The organism is Domibacillus indicus (assembly GCF_000970685.1).
Classification (GTDB): Bacteria; Bacillota; Bacilli; order Bacillales; family Domibacillaceae; genus Domibacillus; species Domibacillus indicus.
In genome coordinates this window covers 1-15,038 of the sequence record NZ_LAJB01000022.1, presented here as the reverse complement: position 1 = coordinate 15,038, position 15,038 = coordinate 1, and the positions used below count along the sequence as shown (strand labels likewise).

General features: G+C 33.3%; 14 protein-coding genes. 11 read left to right on the top strand and 3 right to left on the bottom strand.

From position 1 onward, the window contains the following. The first annotated feature begins 342 nt into the window (after positions 1 to 342). Both VP98_RS16630 and VP98_RS16625 read left to right on the top strand, forming a co-directional pair. Complete coding sequence (locus tag VP98_RS16630) at positions 343 to 1,089, top strand: DUF6577 family protein (RefSeq protein ID WP_046176516.1); 747 nt, start codon at positions 343 to 345, stop codon at positions 1,087 to 1,089. A gap of 7 nt (positions 1,090 to 1,096) precedes the next feature. After that, complete coding sequence (locus tag VP98_RS16625; protein WP_046176515.1) at positions 1,097 to 2,209, top strand: nucleotidyl transferase AbiEii/AbiGii toxin family protein; 1,113 nt, start codon at positions 1,097 to 1,099, stop codon at positions 2,207 to 2,209. A 771-nt stretch (positions 2,210 to 2,980) separates the two neighbouring features. Here VP98_RS16625 and VP98_RS16620 read toward each other — a convergent pair. The 3 genes from VP98_RS16620 to VP98_RS16610 form a co-directional block, all read right to left on the bottom strand. Further along, positions 2,981 to 3,412 carry a hypothetical protein gene (locus tag VP98_RS16620; RefSeq protein WP_046176514.1) on the bottom strand — a complete coding sequence of 144 codons (432 nt, stop codon included), beginning with the start codon at positions 3,410 to 3,412 and terminating at the stop codon, positions 2,981 to 2,983. A 598-nt stretch (positions 3,413 to 4,010) separates the two neighbouring features. Then, entirely contained in the window at positions 4,011 to 5,150 is a 1,140-nt protein-coding gene (locus VP98_RS16615) for a tyrosine-type recombinase/integrase (protein WP_046176513.1), read from the bottom strand. Positions 5,151 to 5,242: 92 nt separating this feature from the next. Further along, a complete protein-coding gene (locus VP98_RS16610) occupies positions 5,243 to 5,443 on the bottom strand; it encodes a helix-turn-helix domain-containing protein (RefSeq protein WP_046176512.1) in 201 nt (66 codons plus the stop codon). Positions 5,444 to 6,035: 592 nt separating this feature from the next. On the opposite strand from VP98_RS16610, the gene VP98_RS18995 reads away from it, so the two are divergent. The 9 genes from VP98_RS18995 (at position 6,036) to VP98_RS16575 (ending at position 15,008) form a co-directional block, all read left to right on the top strand. Beyond that, a complete protein-coding gene (locus VP98_RS18995; RefSeq protein WP_156151418.1) occupies positions 6,036 to 6,200 on the top strand; it encodes a hypothetical protein in 165 nt (54 codons plus the stop codon). 609 nt (positions 6,201 to 6,809) lie between these two features. Further along, the gene (locus VP98_RS16605; RefSeq protein WP_046176511.1) at positions 6,810 to 8,531 is read left to right on the top strand and encodes a hypothetical protein; all 1,722 of its coding nucleotides are present in this window, start codon (positions 6,810 to 6,812) and stop codon (positions 8,529 to 8,531) included. A gap of 279 nt (positions 8,532 to 8,810) precedes the next feature. After that, positions 8,811 to 9,911, top strand: coding sequence for a hypothetical protein (locus tag VP98_RS16600; RefSeq protein WP_197076614.1), 1,101 nt, complete (start codon positions 8,811 to 8,813; stop codon positions 9,909 to 9,911). 233 nt (positions 9,912 to 10,144) lie between these two features. Next, positions 10,145 to 10,651 (top strand): RadC family protein, encoded by a 507-nt coding sequence (gene radC, locus VP98_RS16595; RefSeq protein ID WP_046176509.1) that lies wholly within the window; start codon positions 10,145 to 10,147, stop codon positions 10,649 to 10,651. A gap of 115 nt (positions 10,652 to 10,766) precedes the next feature. Then, positions 10,767 to 10,973 (top strand): hypothetical protein, encoded by a 207-nt coding sequence (locus VP98_RS16590; protein ID WP_046176508.1) that lies wholly within the window; start codon positions 10,767 to 10,769, stop codon positions 10,971 to 10,973. Continuing rightward, on the top strand, positions 10,970 to 11,101 hold the full coding sequence (locus VP98_RS19370; protein ID WP_269431511.1) for a hypothetical protein: 132 nt from the start codon (positions 10,970 to 10,972) through the stop codon (positions 11,099 to 11,101). Before VP98_RS16590 ends, VP98_RS19370 begins: the two co-directional genes overlap by 4 nt. 464 nt (positions 11,102 to 11,565) lie before the next feature. Further along, positions 11,566 to 12,147 carry a recombinase family protein gene (locus VP98_RS16585; RefSeq protein WP_046176507.1) on the top strand — a complete coding sequence of 194 codons (582 nt, stop codon included), beginning with the start codon at positions 11,566 to 11,568 and terminating at the stop codon, positions 12,145 to 12,147. A 97-nt stretch (positions 12,148 to 12,244) separates the two neighbouring features. Further along, positions 12,245 to 13,705 (top strand): HNH endonuclease, encoded by a 1,461-nt coding sequence (locus VP98_RS18660; RefSeq protein WP_231584206.1) that lies wholly within the window; start codon positions 12,245 to 12,247, stop codon positions 13,703 to 13,705. 190 nt (positions 13,706 to 13,895) lie between these two features. Then, positions 13,896 to 15,008 (top strand): DNA cytosine methyltransferase, encoded by a 1,113-nt coding sequence (locus tag VP98_RS16575; RefSeq protein WP_046176506.1) that lies wholly within the window; start codon positions 13,896 to 13,898, stop codon positions 15,006 to 15,008. Positions 15,009 to 15,038 lie beyond the last annotated feature (30 nt).

Here is a 15,038-nt window from a genome sequence, read left to right as displayed (position 1 = left end):
ATCCGATTGTTGGGTCTAAGGTTAGCTTTTAGAGTAAAATAAAGAGAGTGATCAAACAAACGGATAAAAAAGCTAAAAACATCCGATTGTTGGGTCTAGGGTTAGCTTCTAGAGTAAAACAAGGATAGTGATCAAACAAACGGATAGAAAAGCTAAAAACATCCGATTGTTGGGTCTGGATGTGGTTCCTAGAATAGCATAGGAAGAATGATCAAACAATTGAACCCAAAATTATAAACGTCCGTTTTTTGATACTTAGATATATATAAATATCAAAAAATAATGAACCTGCTTTTGAAGAGGCAATAAATTACAAAAATCATGATGGAGGTGTATTACACTGTGTCGGTATTGAAAGCGGATGAGATAAAGGAACATTTTAAGGATGAAAAGTTTTCTCTAAAGGATTTATATAATTATTATTGTAAGTTCGAACCAGATTTAAAAGAAACTACTTTCAGGTGGAGGGTTTATCAGCTAAAAAATGCAGGAGTAATAAGGAATATTTCAAGAGGTATCTATGAAGTTGGTGTAGAGAGGTTGTTCAACCCAAAAATTAACAAAAATATAAAAAGGATAAGTAGAAAAATAAAAAAAGAATTTCCTTATACAAACTTTGCGATTTGGGATACCTCCTGGCTATCTAATTATATGATTCATCAACCTTTAACAAATAATATAATTTTAGAAGTTGAATCGGCATCTTTAGGAGCAGTATTTGATGTTATATATTCTATAGAAAAAAATGTATTACTAGACCCGAATAAATTAGAAATTGAGCGGTATATGTTAAAAGGTGAATCTAATATTATTTTAAAAACACTAACTGCAGAAGCTCCAATAGCAAAAAAAGATGGACTAACAATACCTAAAATCGAAAAAATACTAGTTGATTTATTCACATATAAGGATTTATATATAATGTATCAAGGGAAGGAAAAAGTAAACATTTTTGAAAATGTTTATAATGAATTCACTATTAATAACTCAACATTAAAGAGATATGCTGTAAAGCGGGGGGTTTATGAAGAAATTTACAATTTTATTAAATTCAACACAAATATTGAATTAGAAAAAAAAGGGGAATAGATGCCGCATGATAGCTACAAAGACGTTTGAAAAAGAATGGATAAACGACTTATCAAAACAGTTTGGAAGAAAAAGACTGGCAAACCCAGAACTGATTGAAAAGGTGACTAAGGCATTACATCTTTTGGAGTTATTATCTTTAAGTGATTTAGATTTTATTTTTAAGGGTGGAACATCATTATTACTTTTACTAAACAAAGTACACAGATTTTCGATTGATATTGACATAATAATTGAAAGAAAGAAAGACGAAACAGATATTGATTCTTTGCTTGATGCTATAGTGCAAAAAAGTGATGTGTTTGAGTCATGGCAAGAAAACAACAGACATGCTAGTGGTATACCAAAGGCACATTATAAATTATTTTATAATTCAGCTCTTGATCCTAGTGAACAAAGATATATTCTACTAGATATATTGTTTGAGGAGAACCATTATACGGAATTAGTAGATAAAGAAATAAATTGTGAATTCATATCCTATGACGAGCCGGCTGCAACTGTCCGCATGCCAAGTATAGATAGTATCCTAGGAGATAAGTTAACTGCCTTTGCACCACAGACAACTGGCATTCAATATGGGAAGGGTAAAGAATTAGAAATAATTAAGCAGTTATTTGATATTGAAAATTTGTTTAATGAAATGGAAAATGTAGGAATAGTTAATACTACATTTAGAAAATTTGCATCACAAGAATTAGTTTATAGGGAGAAAGAATCTCTTCAGGTAGATGAAGTATTACTAGACATCTTCTATACATCAACAATAATTTGTGCTCAAGGTTCAATAGGTGCTGAAGAGTTTAAAAGCCTGCAAGAAGGTATTTCAAAAATAACGGACTATATCTTTACACGTAACTACCTTATGAGGGATGCTCTTGTAAGTGCAGCTAAAGCAGCATATCTTTCACAGATTCTATTAAGTGGCAGAGACCAAATTGAACGATTTAGTGGTGATAAAATTGAAGATTGGAAAATAGAGAGGCCATTAAACCTTAGAGGGGATGAAACGAAAATTTGGCGGCCTAGAAATATTAACAATGTCAAAAAAACTTCCCCAGAGGCATTTTTTTATCTATTTAAAGCGCTAGAAATCCATTTTGACGAAGTTATGGTTTAATTTTGAACGATCTTTATATATATTAAAAGTATATAAATGTGCTTAGGAATTTTTTAAACCTTGTTGAGGATTGATTTTTTATTGATGTTAAGATTTTTTAATCCAATACATAAAGTGCATCTTGCAAAATTTAAAGTTGTTTGTGGAATAGGTTTGTAAAAGTATTAATGATATTACTATAGCAATTGGACTGGAGTTTATTCCAAATGTTCAACAGTATAAAAACTAGACCGAAATTGGAATCTCGGTCTAGTTAAAATGACATTCAATACTATTCCAAATAGCAAAGTAACTTGCTAACAATGTGCTAACGCATTGAAGTAACAAGTATAATTTCTCGTTAAAGATATTACACTTATTAGCTCTCTAAATCCTGTTTTAACGCGATTTTATCACACATTGTGAAAAGTGTTACAGCTTAAAACGTTATGGGCGGCATAATGGAAAACCTTGAAATTAATGATACCTTGAGTAATGATTAAGAGTGTATCTATTATTCCGGCCCTCTCTTGTTATAAGGATTAGACCTCTATTCAAAACCATCCAAGGGAGCTAAGGAGGACGAATTAGCCCAGTTTCACTTATAGGCCGTTGCACCTGAATTGATAAAACATATATACCATATCCTGATCATGGAGTCAGAAAAACGAAGCATAATATCCTTTCAATACCGATAATTGGGTTATTTGAATAATATGGATCAGCATATAGAGTATAAAAACTTCGAATTTCTAATTATTACCACTTACTTTTCTCGGAACTTAGTTAATCCTATTTACGTAATCCTTGTTTGAGTTTTAATAATTCTTTTACTAACTGTTGTATTTCTCCTAAAGCTTTAGGTTCTATGTCAAGAATATCTATATTATTTGCTTCATTTTTAATTCTTTCCACTGTTTCACCTAGTATCTTGTCAATTTTAGGTGTAATAGAATTAGTGGCATTTTTTTTAACAATTCTTGATGAACGAAATATATAATAATCTCTATGTATTTTTATTATCTCACTTTGCGGCTTATTTGCTATAGAGTAAAAGGCGCCGTTAATCATTTGTTTACTAACTGGCATATCAGGCATATTCTTCTTTATGTAATTTTGTATATCTATCAACTTAAATTCTCTATCTATATTTTCTTCTAAGTATTGAGGGATCAATTTTCTTATTTTCTTTCCAGGTTCCCATGAAAAACCGTTTCTTTCCATTCTAATCCTCCTTAAAATAAAAAGTATTCTTATTTTCACATTAGCCACATACTACACTTAAACAAAAATCTGCACAAAACTTGCACAGTACTTAATTTCATTTAAAGTACTAAAAATAATTATTTTACTGATTTAAAAATATACTAGGCGCTATTTCCTGGTATGACGCGTACTAAACAATACTTCATTAACATATTTAATGTGTTTAACTAAGTAAAAAATAAGTCAACAATTTTGACAGGGTAGAGGTCGCTGGTTCGAACCCAGTAGGAATCATTGGGTGTTAAAACCCTTGAGAGAGCGTCAGGAACACGGTTTCTCTATGAAAACACTACTTCTTCGGAAGTGGTGTTTTTTTGTTTTTGATTAATATTTTAAGTAGCTGGTCAAGAAATGGTCAAGAACAATTATTTTGATCATCTTTTCGATTCATCCATGTGAAAAAAATTTAGTTTTCTGTAAAAATTGGAGATATAAATTATGGGGTTTCCCCCACAAGAAAAATAAAAAAATGATATTCCGCCACTGAGCAAGTGGACGGAATATCAAATGATTTTTCTTGCAAGATACTTAAGTAAGAGGTTTGACTACTTCCCACCTATTGGTTATAATCCTCGTCAAATAACATTTTACCAAATTGAACGGCTGTATCCTTTTGCATGCTAGGCAAAAGATGACTGTAAGTATCAAGCGTAATTCTTACATCGGCGTGTCCTAAACGTTCTGATACAATCTTTGGATTTACTCCCTGTAATAGTAGGAGCGTTGCATGAGTATGTCTCATATCATGAAATCTTATCATAGGCAGTCCAGCCTTCTTTATTATGGCTTTAAAGGTTCGCCGAATATTGTCTTTGTTAGTTGGGGTACCAGTTGCCGTGCAAACGACTAAGTCCATGTTTTTATAGAGAGCTGCACCAAGTTCTTGTTTTTCTTTATCTACTAGTTTTTTATGCTTCTCCAACTGTATAAGAGTTTCCTCAGGTAAATCAACTGTTCTTGTTCCTGACTTGGTTTTTGTATAAGGAAATATTTCTTTCCCGTCAGTACTTAATGTTTGGGTGATTCGAAGGCAGTCTTTTTCAAAATCGACATCTTTCCACCGAAGCCCCAGTATCTCCCCTTGCCTCATTCCCGTTGTTAATGCTAATAAAAATGCAATGTAGTATCGGTTATAATTTTCAGCGTATTTTAAAAAAGTCTGGACTTCTTTGACACCCCATACCTTTATTTCCTTTCTTTCTGCTTTTGGCCTATCAACAAGTGAAGCGGGATTTTTAGATATAATACCCCAGCGTTCCGCTTTTTTTAGAGAATCATTTATAAGGGTGTGTACTTTTTGTACATTTTCATCAGAAAGGATTTTTTCTTTAGTTAGCTGATTATAAAGCTTCTGGATTACCATAGGGGTGAGCAGAGTTATCTCTATGTGTCCTAGAGAAGGGAGTACATGTTTCTCGACGATCCATCTATATGTGTTTAGAGTTTGCTTCTTTACTTTAGTTTGCTTATCCTCAAGCCATTGATTGAGCAAATAATCACTGTAAAGCATTTTTGTTGGCTTTATATAAGAATTTGTCATTAGGGATTGCTCAAGTTCGTGAAGAGCCCGTAAAGCATCTTGTTTGGTTTTGAAACCGCGCTTTTTAAATTGTCTCGGCTTGCCGTTCTCTTTTATTCCATGGGTCAATACGAAGTACCAACTCTTGCCGTCTTTCTTTACTGTTCTTCCTGCCATATTGGTTTCCTCCCCTTATTAATTGGTTTACTGGTAAAATATAAAAACAGCGTCTAAAAGAGCGCTGTTTTTTAAAGAGAATATTAGTTGGTTTATTCTTGTTGTCCGATTTTCATTTGAACTTTAGTCAGGACATAGTCTTGAATACACAATTTTGGTATTCGGTATGCTTTACCGATTTTGAATGATTTAATTTCTCCTGATTGTAATAATTCATAGGCTTTATTTCTGCCTATGTCTAATATTTCCATTAGGTCTTCGAGGGGAACCAAATCATCGTATGAATTAAACATGCAATAATCCTCCTTTCATATCTGATCAAATTAATAATATAGAACTCAAGCTTTTAGATTTACTTTATTGTTTATTGAAAATTATTTATAATTACTATTCATTAATTAACATTGTTGACCACGGTTCTCTCCTTTTAGTAAAGCTAAAAAAAGACTGATTACTGACTGAATATTTTTGTAATGATTAATTAAATCTGTAATGTGAGTAGATAAGATAAATTTCCATAAAAATTCAAAGGTATTAACACAGAAGGTTTTGCAGAGAAGTACCTATTAAATATCTTTTAATACCCGATTAAGATGAGACATGTAACTGAGCTAGATACGTAAACATGAGTATATTGAATAAAAGTGAATTTATTTTTGTTCTCTTGAAGGAGATTTGAAGTTAAAGTAGAATACGTTTTTCAGCACTAAAATTCTGTAACGCTACAATGGTTTAATTCAAATAATAAAACTAATCATTAGACGATATCATTATGTAAGACAAGTAACCGGATATATAGAAAAGACATTTGAATGTGCTTTTTTATATAAACTATACTGCCTTAGCATCTGATATCGTCTTTTGTTATTTGAAAGGAGGGGTAAAATGGGAAAAATAATGAGCAATAAACTTATGGGTGGCGATGGGAAATTTGGTAGGGAAATTGGTGGGAAGATAGGTAAGATCATAGGCACAACAATAGGTGGGGAAAAAGGGGGGAAGATTGGTGAAATTATAGGAGAAGGTTTAGGGCACATTATTCAAAAATAGAGAAAAGGGATGGTTTAGTGAATATAAGCCATTCCTTTTTTTGTTATTTACCTAAAAGAATGGGCAATCATAAACAGATCTCTAGCTTACCTTAGAAGTCCTAACTGAATGCTAAAAGTAACATAATCACTTAAAAATATATGATTTTATCAAAATGAATATAATAAAGCAGGAGCTTCACTTTTATAAAAAGTGGGGCTGTTTTGCGATTGAGAAAGAAGGTGAATTCATACATGATGAAAAAAATTCCAGCAATTAGAATTAATGGAGAGTCCAGAGGGTTAATATCATTAGATTAAATGTGACTTGAAGATATAGTTACAGGATTCCAGCATTATAGATTACAGAATAAACTTTATATGGAAAGAATGGATTAATTCTATTATGATTATACTGTGAATTTTTGTTCTTATTCGGCCCTTTCATTCAATTGAATTACTGTTTACCAGTTAATAAAAAATCACTTATCAGGAGACTCATAATGGAAATTATAAAAGGTTTTCCTATTCTGCATCTATCAAAAAAAATAAAGATGAAGGATAGTGCAATACAGCAAGTTCGTGAAAAAGGAAGAAAATTTAATCGTATTTTCAAAAAACACGTATTAATATGTTTGTAAATAAGGATTTAAAAATTGTCGAACCCGACAATGAAACCGTACTGAATGAATTTTTTATTTTTCCAATGTGTAGGATTGACTACTCTAATGGTTTACTAGAAAAGGAAACAGGGATGAGAATTTGCCTCATAAGAGCGGTCAAGAAAAAGTATGAATTTTTTTTACTTGATATTACAAAGAGCGCGCTAGAAGAAGCAGAATGGCTTTCTGCAAAAAGCATAAAAGAATTTTTTGGAATAACCACTGATAACTCATTCGCTAAGAGCTACAATAGGTATCTCATCGCTTTTAATGAATTCGCTACAACTCAGTTGAAAGATGAATCCAGAGTAATTTATACAGATCAAATAGGTTGGATAAAAGGTGGGGAAGGTTGGAGCTATGTGCCTGTAATAACTCCTTCGGAAAAGCATATTGTTTACGATCAGAATATAAAGTCCAAGTACAAAATCAAAGTGGATAAGTTCATGGAACTCAAGGAAGCCTTTCAAGTCGTTTTAAGTATGTTGGATATTGCCGATAAAAAAGTAACTATTCCACTTCTTTCTTATTCAATATTATCCTTATTTACAAGCTTGATTAACTATAATAAATCGGGTATAAATAAGTTTCTAATATGTATATCGGGAGATAATTCGGTTCTCAGAAGAGCTGGATTTGCGAATCTCTTTTGTAATTTATACGACAGAAAACAGAATTTGAATAGTATTAATGCTGCGTTTCATTCGAATTTATCTTGTACTGAAGAGGAACTGAGAAGTAGGTCTTCAAAAATTAGAGATGGGATCTTTATTGTAAATACTGAAAAAAATAATAGGAAAATTCAGATGTCTCGTAAGTTATTACAAAATGACCACTTAGAGAATATGACACTATTGTTAAGTGAGGACAATCTTGATCAAGATTTTGTACTTAACGTAAACATTGACAATATCCAAGTGAATACTATTCTTCTTGAAAAGCTAAAATCTAACCCAGAGTCTCTTACAACAGGACTATCTTACTTTGTTCGTATTATTGAAGAGGCTTTTAACGACATAGGCGAAAGGGAAAATGTAAGAAAAGAATTTGTTCGTTTATATAAAGCCGGCTATGCAACTTTTAATGACAAGGGTATTGAGTATGATATTAATAAAATTCATATGAGTTCTCTGCTTTTAGTCGGTTTTAAATTATTCTTAGACTGTGCGGAAGAGGTAGAAGCGATAAATGCAGGGCTAAAAGAACAGTATTACAACGAGGCCCAACGAATTTTAAAAGCTGAAAGTATTGTCGCAAATTCTTTAGAATCAAATAGTGTAAAATCGAGCATAGAAAAGCATGATGTCTTTCTTAGTAATCTACTGAACTTACTCCAGGTGAATAAATTAATTGACTATAAGGATAAAAATAATCCAGCAATCGACCATACTAAAAATTTAGGCTGGATTGAAAATGAAAATGTTTTATACATTAAGGCCGATATTTTTGGTAAGATTGAAGATTTGCTAAAAACCAGCGGGCAAGAAAAACATTTATCCAGCAAGGATAAAAGGCAGATATATCAAGAATTATATAAGCATCAAGTCATTCTTAAACCAGACGATGGGAAAGAAATAGAAAAGGTGCAAGTAACAACTATAGAAAAGGTTTTAAACGTAGCGAATTCTTCAGTGAAAATTTTCAAAATCGATTATCAAAGAGCCAAAGAGTACATAAAAGAAAAGAGATAAAAAGTATAGGGCGAAAGCTGTCCTATACTTTTTTATTTTTAATAAAACAATTCGTTTATTCATACTTTGGTATCGAATCGTTTCATGCCATCATAAAGAAATAGGACTTAACTTTTTTGTGTCCAAATGATTGGCTCAAATCCAATATATATAAGTATATTTATTGTCTTCTTTCTGGTTGTATTTACTCCTGTATGTGTTGGAAACTGCTGTAAGATAAAGTATTCTATGAAAAATAATATTGCGTATAACAACATCCTAAAAACGATTTAGGGTGTGATGAAAAAGATGTACCATACAGTTTATTTATATAAGCAAATGAATGGTCGTGCTTATAATTTATTATTTAATGCATTGAAAAATTGTTCTAATGATAAAGGAGTGAGGTTTTTTAAAAGGGCCATAGGCTCAAGTTTTGAATGTGATCTTTTTAAAGAGAGAGGCATGATAATTTATTTAGAGCACGACACCTTTAAAGCCAATAGAAATGAAGTGCATTACCATGCTATAGGAATTCGCTTGAATCCCAAGAGATTAATCAAAAAACATGAATATATTGAAGTCACCAAGTTTAGTGACTATCCAGAAGTAACTGAGGCATTTAGGGAAGCATTTGCAGGTGTTAAAGTTTCCTTTCTATCACTAGAGACTACATCTCCAGTAGTATTCAACTTCGATAAACTTTCTACCTATAAGGTCAAAAGAATCGATTATTGCATAAACGTACAAATTCAAGGCGCACGAGAATATATGGAACTGATTAGGAGGGCTGATAAACCCAAGAGTTTCGAAATAGTGGAGAAGTATGATCCCATCAGTAAGCGTAAAAAAGCCTTTTCCAATGCTTATTATGTAAAAAACAAATCTGTCTGTATTAATTTTTACGATAAGTCATTCCAAATGGCTCAGGTATTGGATGAGTATAAGCAACATCCAACTCCAAGAGATATTCTCCGCTTTGAGGTACAGTGTAAAAAGCCAAAAGTAAACAATATAGTCCAAAAAAATAACATACAAAAATCATTATACAAGCTATCCGACCCCCAAACTTCGATGGAGAATTTGCTTTATTATTACGAAAAGACAGTTGGCTTAGAAGGATACTATAGTATAAAAAAAGCGAAATCAATTATAGAAAAATCTAATCACAGAAAAAAATACAAAGAACGATTAGTTGAGGTTTTAAAATATATCGCACGAAAAAGGTCGGTGTGGAAAGCAAGGGAAAATTGTTTACAGGGAAAGAAATCTTTTGATACGGCAGTTAAGGACTTGAAAAAATTGGGCATAAATCCTGTTACGATCCCGGATAATTGGAAGGTTCCGAGCCTCCCTAACCTTATTCACGAAATCGTAAAAGAATTTATAGCTCCAAATTGATTTAAACACTTATAAATATGTTGTTAACCTATTGATTCACATGTGTATTTCCGCTTCAAAAACTATTTTTCTGACAAAGACTCACACAATTATATAGATAAGATGTATGGATTTTTATCTGTAAACGTAAGGTAATGGTTTACAAATATATATTATTCTAATGAACATATCAAAATAAAATGGCCTCATTTCCATCACATGGAATGGGGTCATTTTATGATTGGAGGAAGAAGATGAAATATCTAGTTGGTAAGCAGGAGCAATTAAAATTATTTGAAAAGTCTTTAACACAAAAGAAAGCAGCGAAGAGGGTTAGTATCGTTAGTTTGAAAATGGTAAAGGAACAGAGTTTCTTGTACCCCGAAAGGAATATTAAATCACCAGAAGATGCTTATAAGTTAATGAAGCGTTTTTTGGCAGATGCTGATCGGGAATACTTTATGGTAGTTTGCCTGGATACGAAAAATCAACCGACTTCAATTAATGTTTGTCACGTGGGCAGCTTAAATGCAAGCATTGTTCATCCAAGGGAAGTATTGAAGTCAGCAATCTTATCCAATTCTGCCTCTATTATTGTTGGACACAATCATCCAAGTAATGACCCAACACCGAGTACGGAAGATATAGACGTAACGAAAAGGTTATCTCAGGCGGGCAAAATTATCGGGATTGATGTTTTAGATCATATCATTGTTTGTGCTAACAAATATGTTTCTCTGAAAGAGAAAGGTTACCTTTAAGGAACTGTTTTTGAGTACAGTTTAAAGCCAACGAAGGGTCGTGATTTTTATGTAGGCAAATAAAGCAGGAACAATCTTGCAGTGAAAGATGGTAAAAATAGAATGGGGGGAAAATATGAATCCTATTGGCATCATAATTAGAAGCACAACTGGAGGTTTAGTCGGTGGAGCTGCAGGTGCATCCACATTGACTGGTATTGGCCTTGTAGTAGGAGGTGGACCAATTGCAGCGATTGGATTTGGCATAGGGACAATTGCAGGGACCACTATAGGAGCCAGCATGGAGAAGAACCTTTCGGGAAAAAAGGAGGGAGACCGATGAAAGATTGGGAAAGATTCATCGAAGGGGCTACTAAAGGTTTTGAAGAATTTATTAAAGTTGTTGAAGGCAACAAAGATATCAAAGAAGCAATGGAAGACATTAACGATCATTTTGAAAGGAGAGAATAATCTTTTATTAGGTACTCAAGTTTTAAAACTGGAGTGATCTCTGTCAAGTAGAAAGAAAATAAAAAGAGATAATTTAGGCAGCTTGAGCCCGGTATTTATGTGGACTGAGGTTGCCTATTTTTTTTGAAATCGTGGGCAGAAAGAATACATAGATACAATAGAGAATGTCCTCGAAGATGTAGTGAAACGCTTTAAGCAGATAGCATAGATTAATAAGGATCAATATAAGCTGAATCGAAAAACATATCACTTGTCGAAGCCCGGTTTTCTGCGCAATGGGAGGTCAAACTGATTTGTGGAAAACTGCTCTTACCAGTTTATCGTTTACACCGGTTCTTAAAAGAGTGCTTTTTTATTGTTTTTTGTTACAAAACCCTGTTCACTATTCTATGTTCAATAACCTATTCGTTTTTTATGTTATGTTACAATGAATACAAGAGAAAAAGTGAAAAGAGTGATAACTGGTGTTAATTGGATATGCTCGTGTTTCGACAGGTCTGCAAAATTTGGATATGCAGACAGGTGCTTTAACTCAGTATGGATGTACTAAAATTTTCCACGATGAAATGAGCGGCACAAAAAAACAACGCCCAGGATTAGAAGAGGCTCTTACATATGCTCGTCAAGGAGATACAATTGTGGTCTGGCGGTTAGACCGTCTCGGGAGAAACATGCAGGATTTAATCCAGATCGTAAACAACTTGAACGAACAGGGGATTGGCTTTCACAGCCTTCAAGAAAATCTGACGATGGATCGCGGCAACGCAACCGGCCAGCTGATATTTCATCTCTTTGCAGCATTTGCAGAATTTGAACGGAATCTTATTCAAGAGCGTTCGGCTACAGGGCGGGTAGCTGCCAAAGCACGGGGCCGTCTCGGCGGGCGTCCAGAGAAATTCGAATCAAAGGATATTGAAATGATGAAGTCTTTAATTGAGAGTGGTACACCGATTAAAGATATAGCAGAAAAATGGGGCGTTTCTAGGACAACGATCTATCGCTATTTAGAAAAAAAGGATGACGAACTTAAAAAGGATAATATTTGATATGTTGATAAGAAGTTACGAAAGTACGCTCTATTATAGTAAAATCAAGACCGCTTTTTCAGCCAGGTCTGAGTAGTTAAATAAGGAGGGGCATTAAATGGATTTAAGAAAAAAGTTTCATTCTGAAATGTTTAATATTTACAAAAAAACAAAGGTTGACGTAGGTTATAATGCCTCTGCATTTCTATCTATGTTATCTAATTCCGATGATGGAGTTACAGTTGCTAAGCAGCTAATACATACTACTACACCAACCGACGGATTCATTAAACTCTGGCAAGAAGAAAGGTTAGACCTTACTGTAGAGAGCTTAATACTTAAAGCAGAATATAACTCATTATTTACTGATGAAGAAAAAAAAATTGCTAAAGATAGGTTGCGGGATTATGGTTATAAGATTCTACCTCCCCTAAATGAATTAAAAAATAACGATCCATCATGGACTGTTATTAGTGATGATACAGCAACTAAAAAGCTAGATAAATCAGCTTTTCTTTCAAATCAAACACTTATATCGGTTGAAAGTCGTACATTTTTTCAAATAGAAAATATGGAACAAAATAAAAGAAGGCCTATTACACTTGAACATGAAGGCGTATCTCACCTCTCTCATTTAAGAATGGGATCAGGTGATAATCCTAAATCTAGATTGACCTGGCCCCAAAGTTTTTCAGAAATCTTGCATAAACTTTATCCAGATATCTATGCTAAGTACAAAAAAAACTCAAATGATGTTTCAAACAGCCCATTAATTGTCTTGAAGAAATCAGGAAAAAGATTTTTTGAAGTCTCATTTAAAACTATTAATACCGATGTCCAAGAAGAAAGAAAATCCAATAAGGATCTTATATTTCCGCCTCTTGAAGTAACAAAAAGAGACAGAGAATATAATTCCTATAAACAATTACTTAGAGATAAAGTAGTTTTTGAATATTTATTTAATTCAAAGCCCCATAGAACACTTGATGAAGATATACTAGGTCTTGACTCAAAGGAAAGTAAAGGGTTCCAAGCGATGGGAATACTCCATCACCTTGGTTTAAAGAATAATCACAAAGGAGTTTTTAAGGGGATTAACTTACTGGACGCAATTAATTTTTTAAAAGAAAAAGGATTAGAAGTTCAGGTTGTTACTGATGTATTAATACGAATAAATGAAAAAAATATCGATATTAATGATCCAATGTATGAAAAAATTTTTGAAGAAGAAGGTGAAGGATTTCCAGAAGGTAAAGAAGCTTATAGGGTTCACAGATATAAAGAGCGTAATTACAAATTAATTAAGAAGGCAAAGGAAAGATTCATCCAAATTCATGGAAAATTGTATTGTGAGGCTTGTGGGATAAATTTTGAAGAAGTATATGGAGAACGTGGAAAAGATTTCATAGAAGCACATCATACCAAGCCTATTTCTGAAATGAAGGATGGAGAAACAACAAAAATAGAAGACTTGGCTATGTTATGTTCTAATTGCCATCGCATGGTACATAAAAAGCCATTAATAAGTGTACAAGGATTAAAAAAATTATTAAATTCAGCTAGCATCTCAAATATTTAGAAATTAAAACTTCCAAAAAACTATTCAATTCTTGAAGGGAGAAACATCTAAATTTCCCGAAACTTATGCAGTCAGGCCGCTACTTTTCCTGCACTTTCTACTGAGAGGCTTTTTTATTATCGAATTTTAAATATTTATACTGGACCGATCGTAGATAAAATGCTATACTCTCCATAGTGAGGTGTAATATATGAGAACAGCAGTTTCTTTTTTCGCTGGGGCTGGTGGTTTAGACTTAGGTATTGAACGTGCTGGTTTTGATATTCGTTTAAGCGTTGAACTTGAATCAGTCTACTGTCAGACTTTGCGCAACAATCATCCCGAATTAAATGTTATTCAAGGCGATATTATGGCATATAACCGAGAGCTTATTTATACGGATGCTGGTTTAGCCCCAGACGAAGAGTTAGATTTAATGATCGGTGGGAGTCCATGCCAATCTTTTAGTACAGCAGGAAAAAGACAAGCATTTGAAGACCCAAGAGGACAGGCAATGTTAAAATATGCAGATTTGGTAAATGAAGTTCAGCCTAAATTCTTTTTACTAGAGAATGTAAAAGGGTTATTATCGGCTGCTTTAAAGCATCGTCCGTTAAATAAACGAGGAATTGAACATCCTCCTTTAGAACCTGAAGAAGAACAAGGAAGTGCTCTAAACCATTTACTACAGCATTTTGGTAACTATAATGTAAAATTATCCATTATTAACGCTGCAGATTATGGAATCCCTCAAACACGTGAGCGAGTTTTTATTGTAGGCGTTCGAAATGATTTAGGAATAGAATTTGAATTCCCGGAATCAACGCATAACAAAGACGGTAGTGATGGAAAATTACCTTGGGTAACAATGGGGCAGGTATTAGAGAATTTAAATATAACAGAGCATCATTATATGAACTATTCCGAAGAGCGCTTACGCTTTATGCGTTTGATCCCTCAAGGTGGAGGAAACTGGCGCGATTTAAGGGTGCATGGAGATGAAATTGTACGCGAAGCAATGGGTGGAGCGTACAATTCTGGTGGAGGAAAAGTTGGTTTCTTCCGTCGTTTAAGTGTTAATAAACCTTCTCCAACACTTTTGACATCACCAGCACAGAAAAGTACAAATTTAGGCCATCCTTATGAAGACAGACCTTTAAGCATAGAGGAGTATTTATTTATTCAAGGATTTCCTACTGACTTTAGAGTTGCAGGCTCCTTAATGAAACAATATACGCAAATTGGGAATGCCGTTCCTGTTCAATTAGCTGAAATATTAGGTCGCTCTATTTTGCATCATATACAAACGGTTCAAATGGCCTAAAGAAATATTTTAAAAAACCAAAACTTCTCT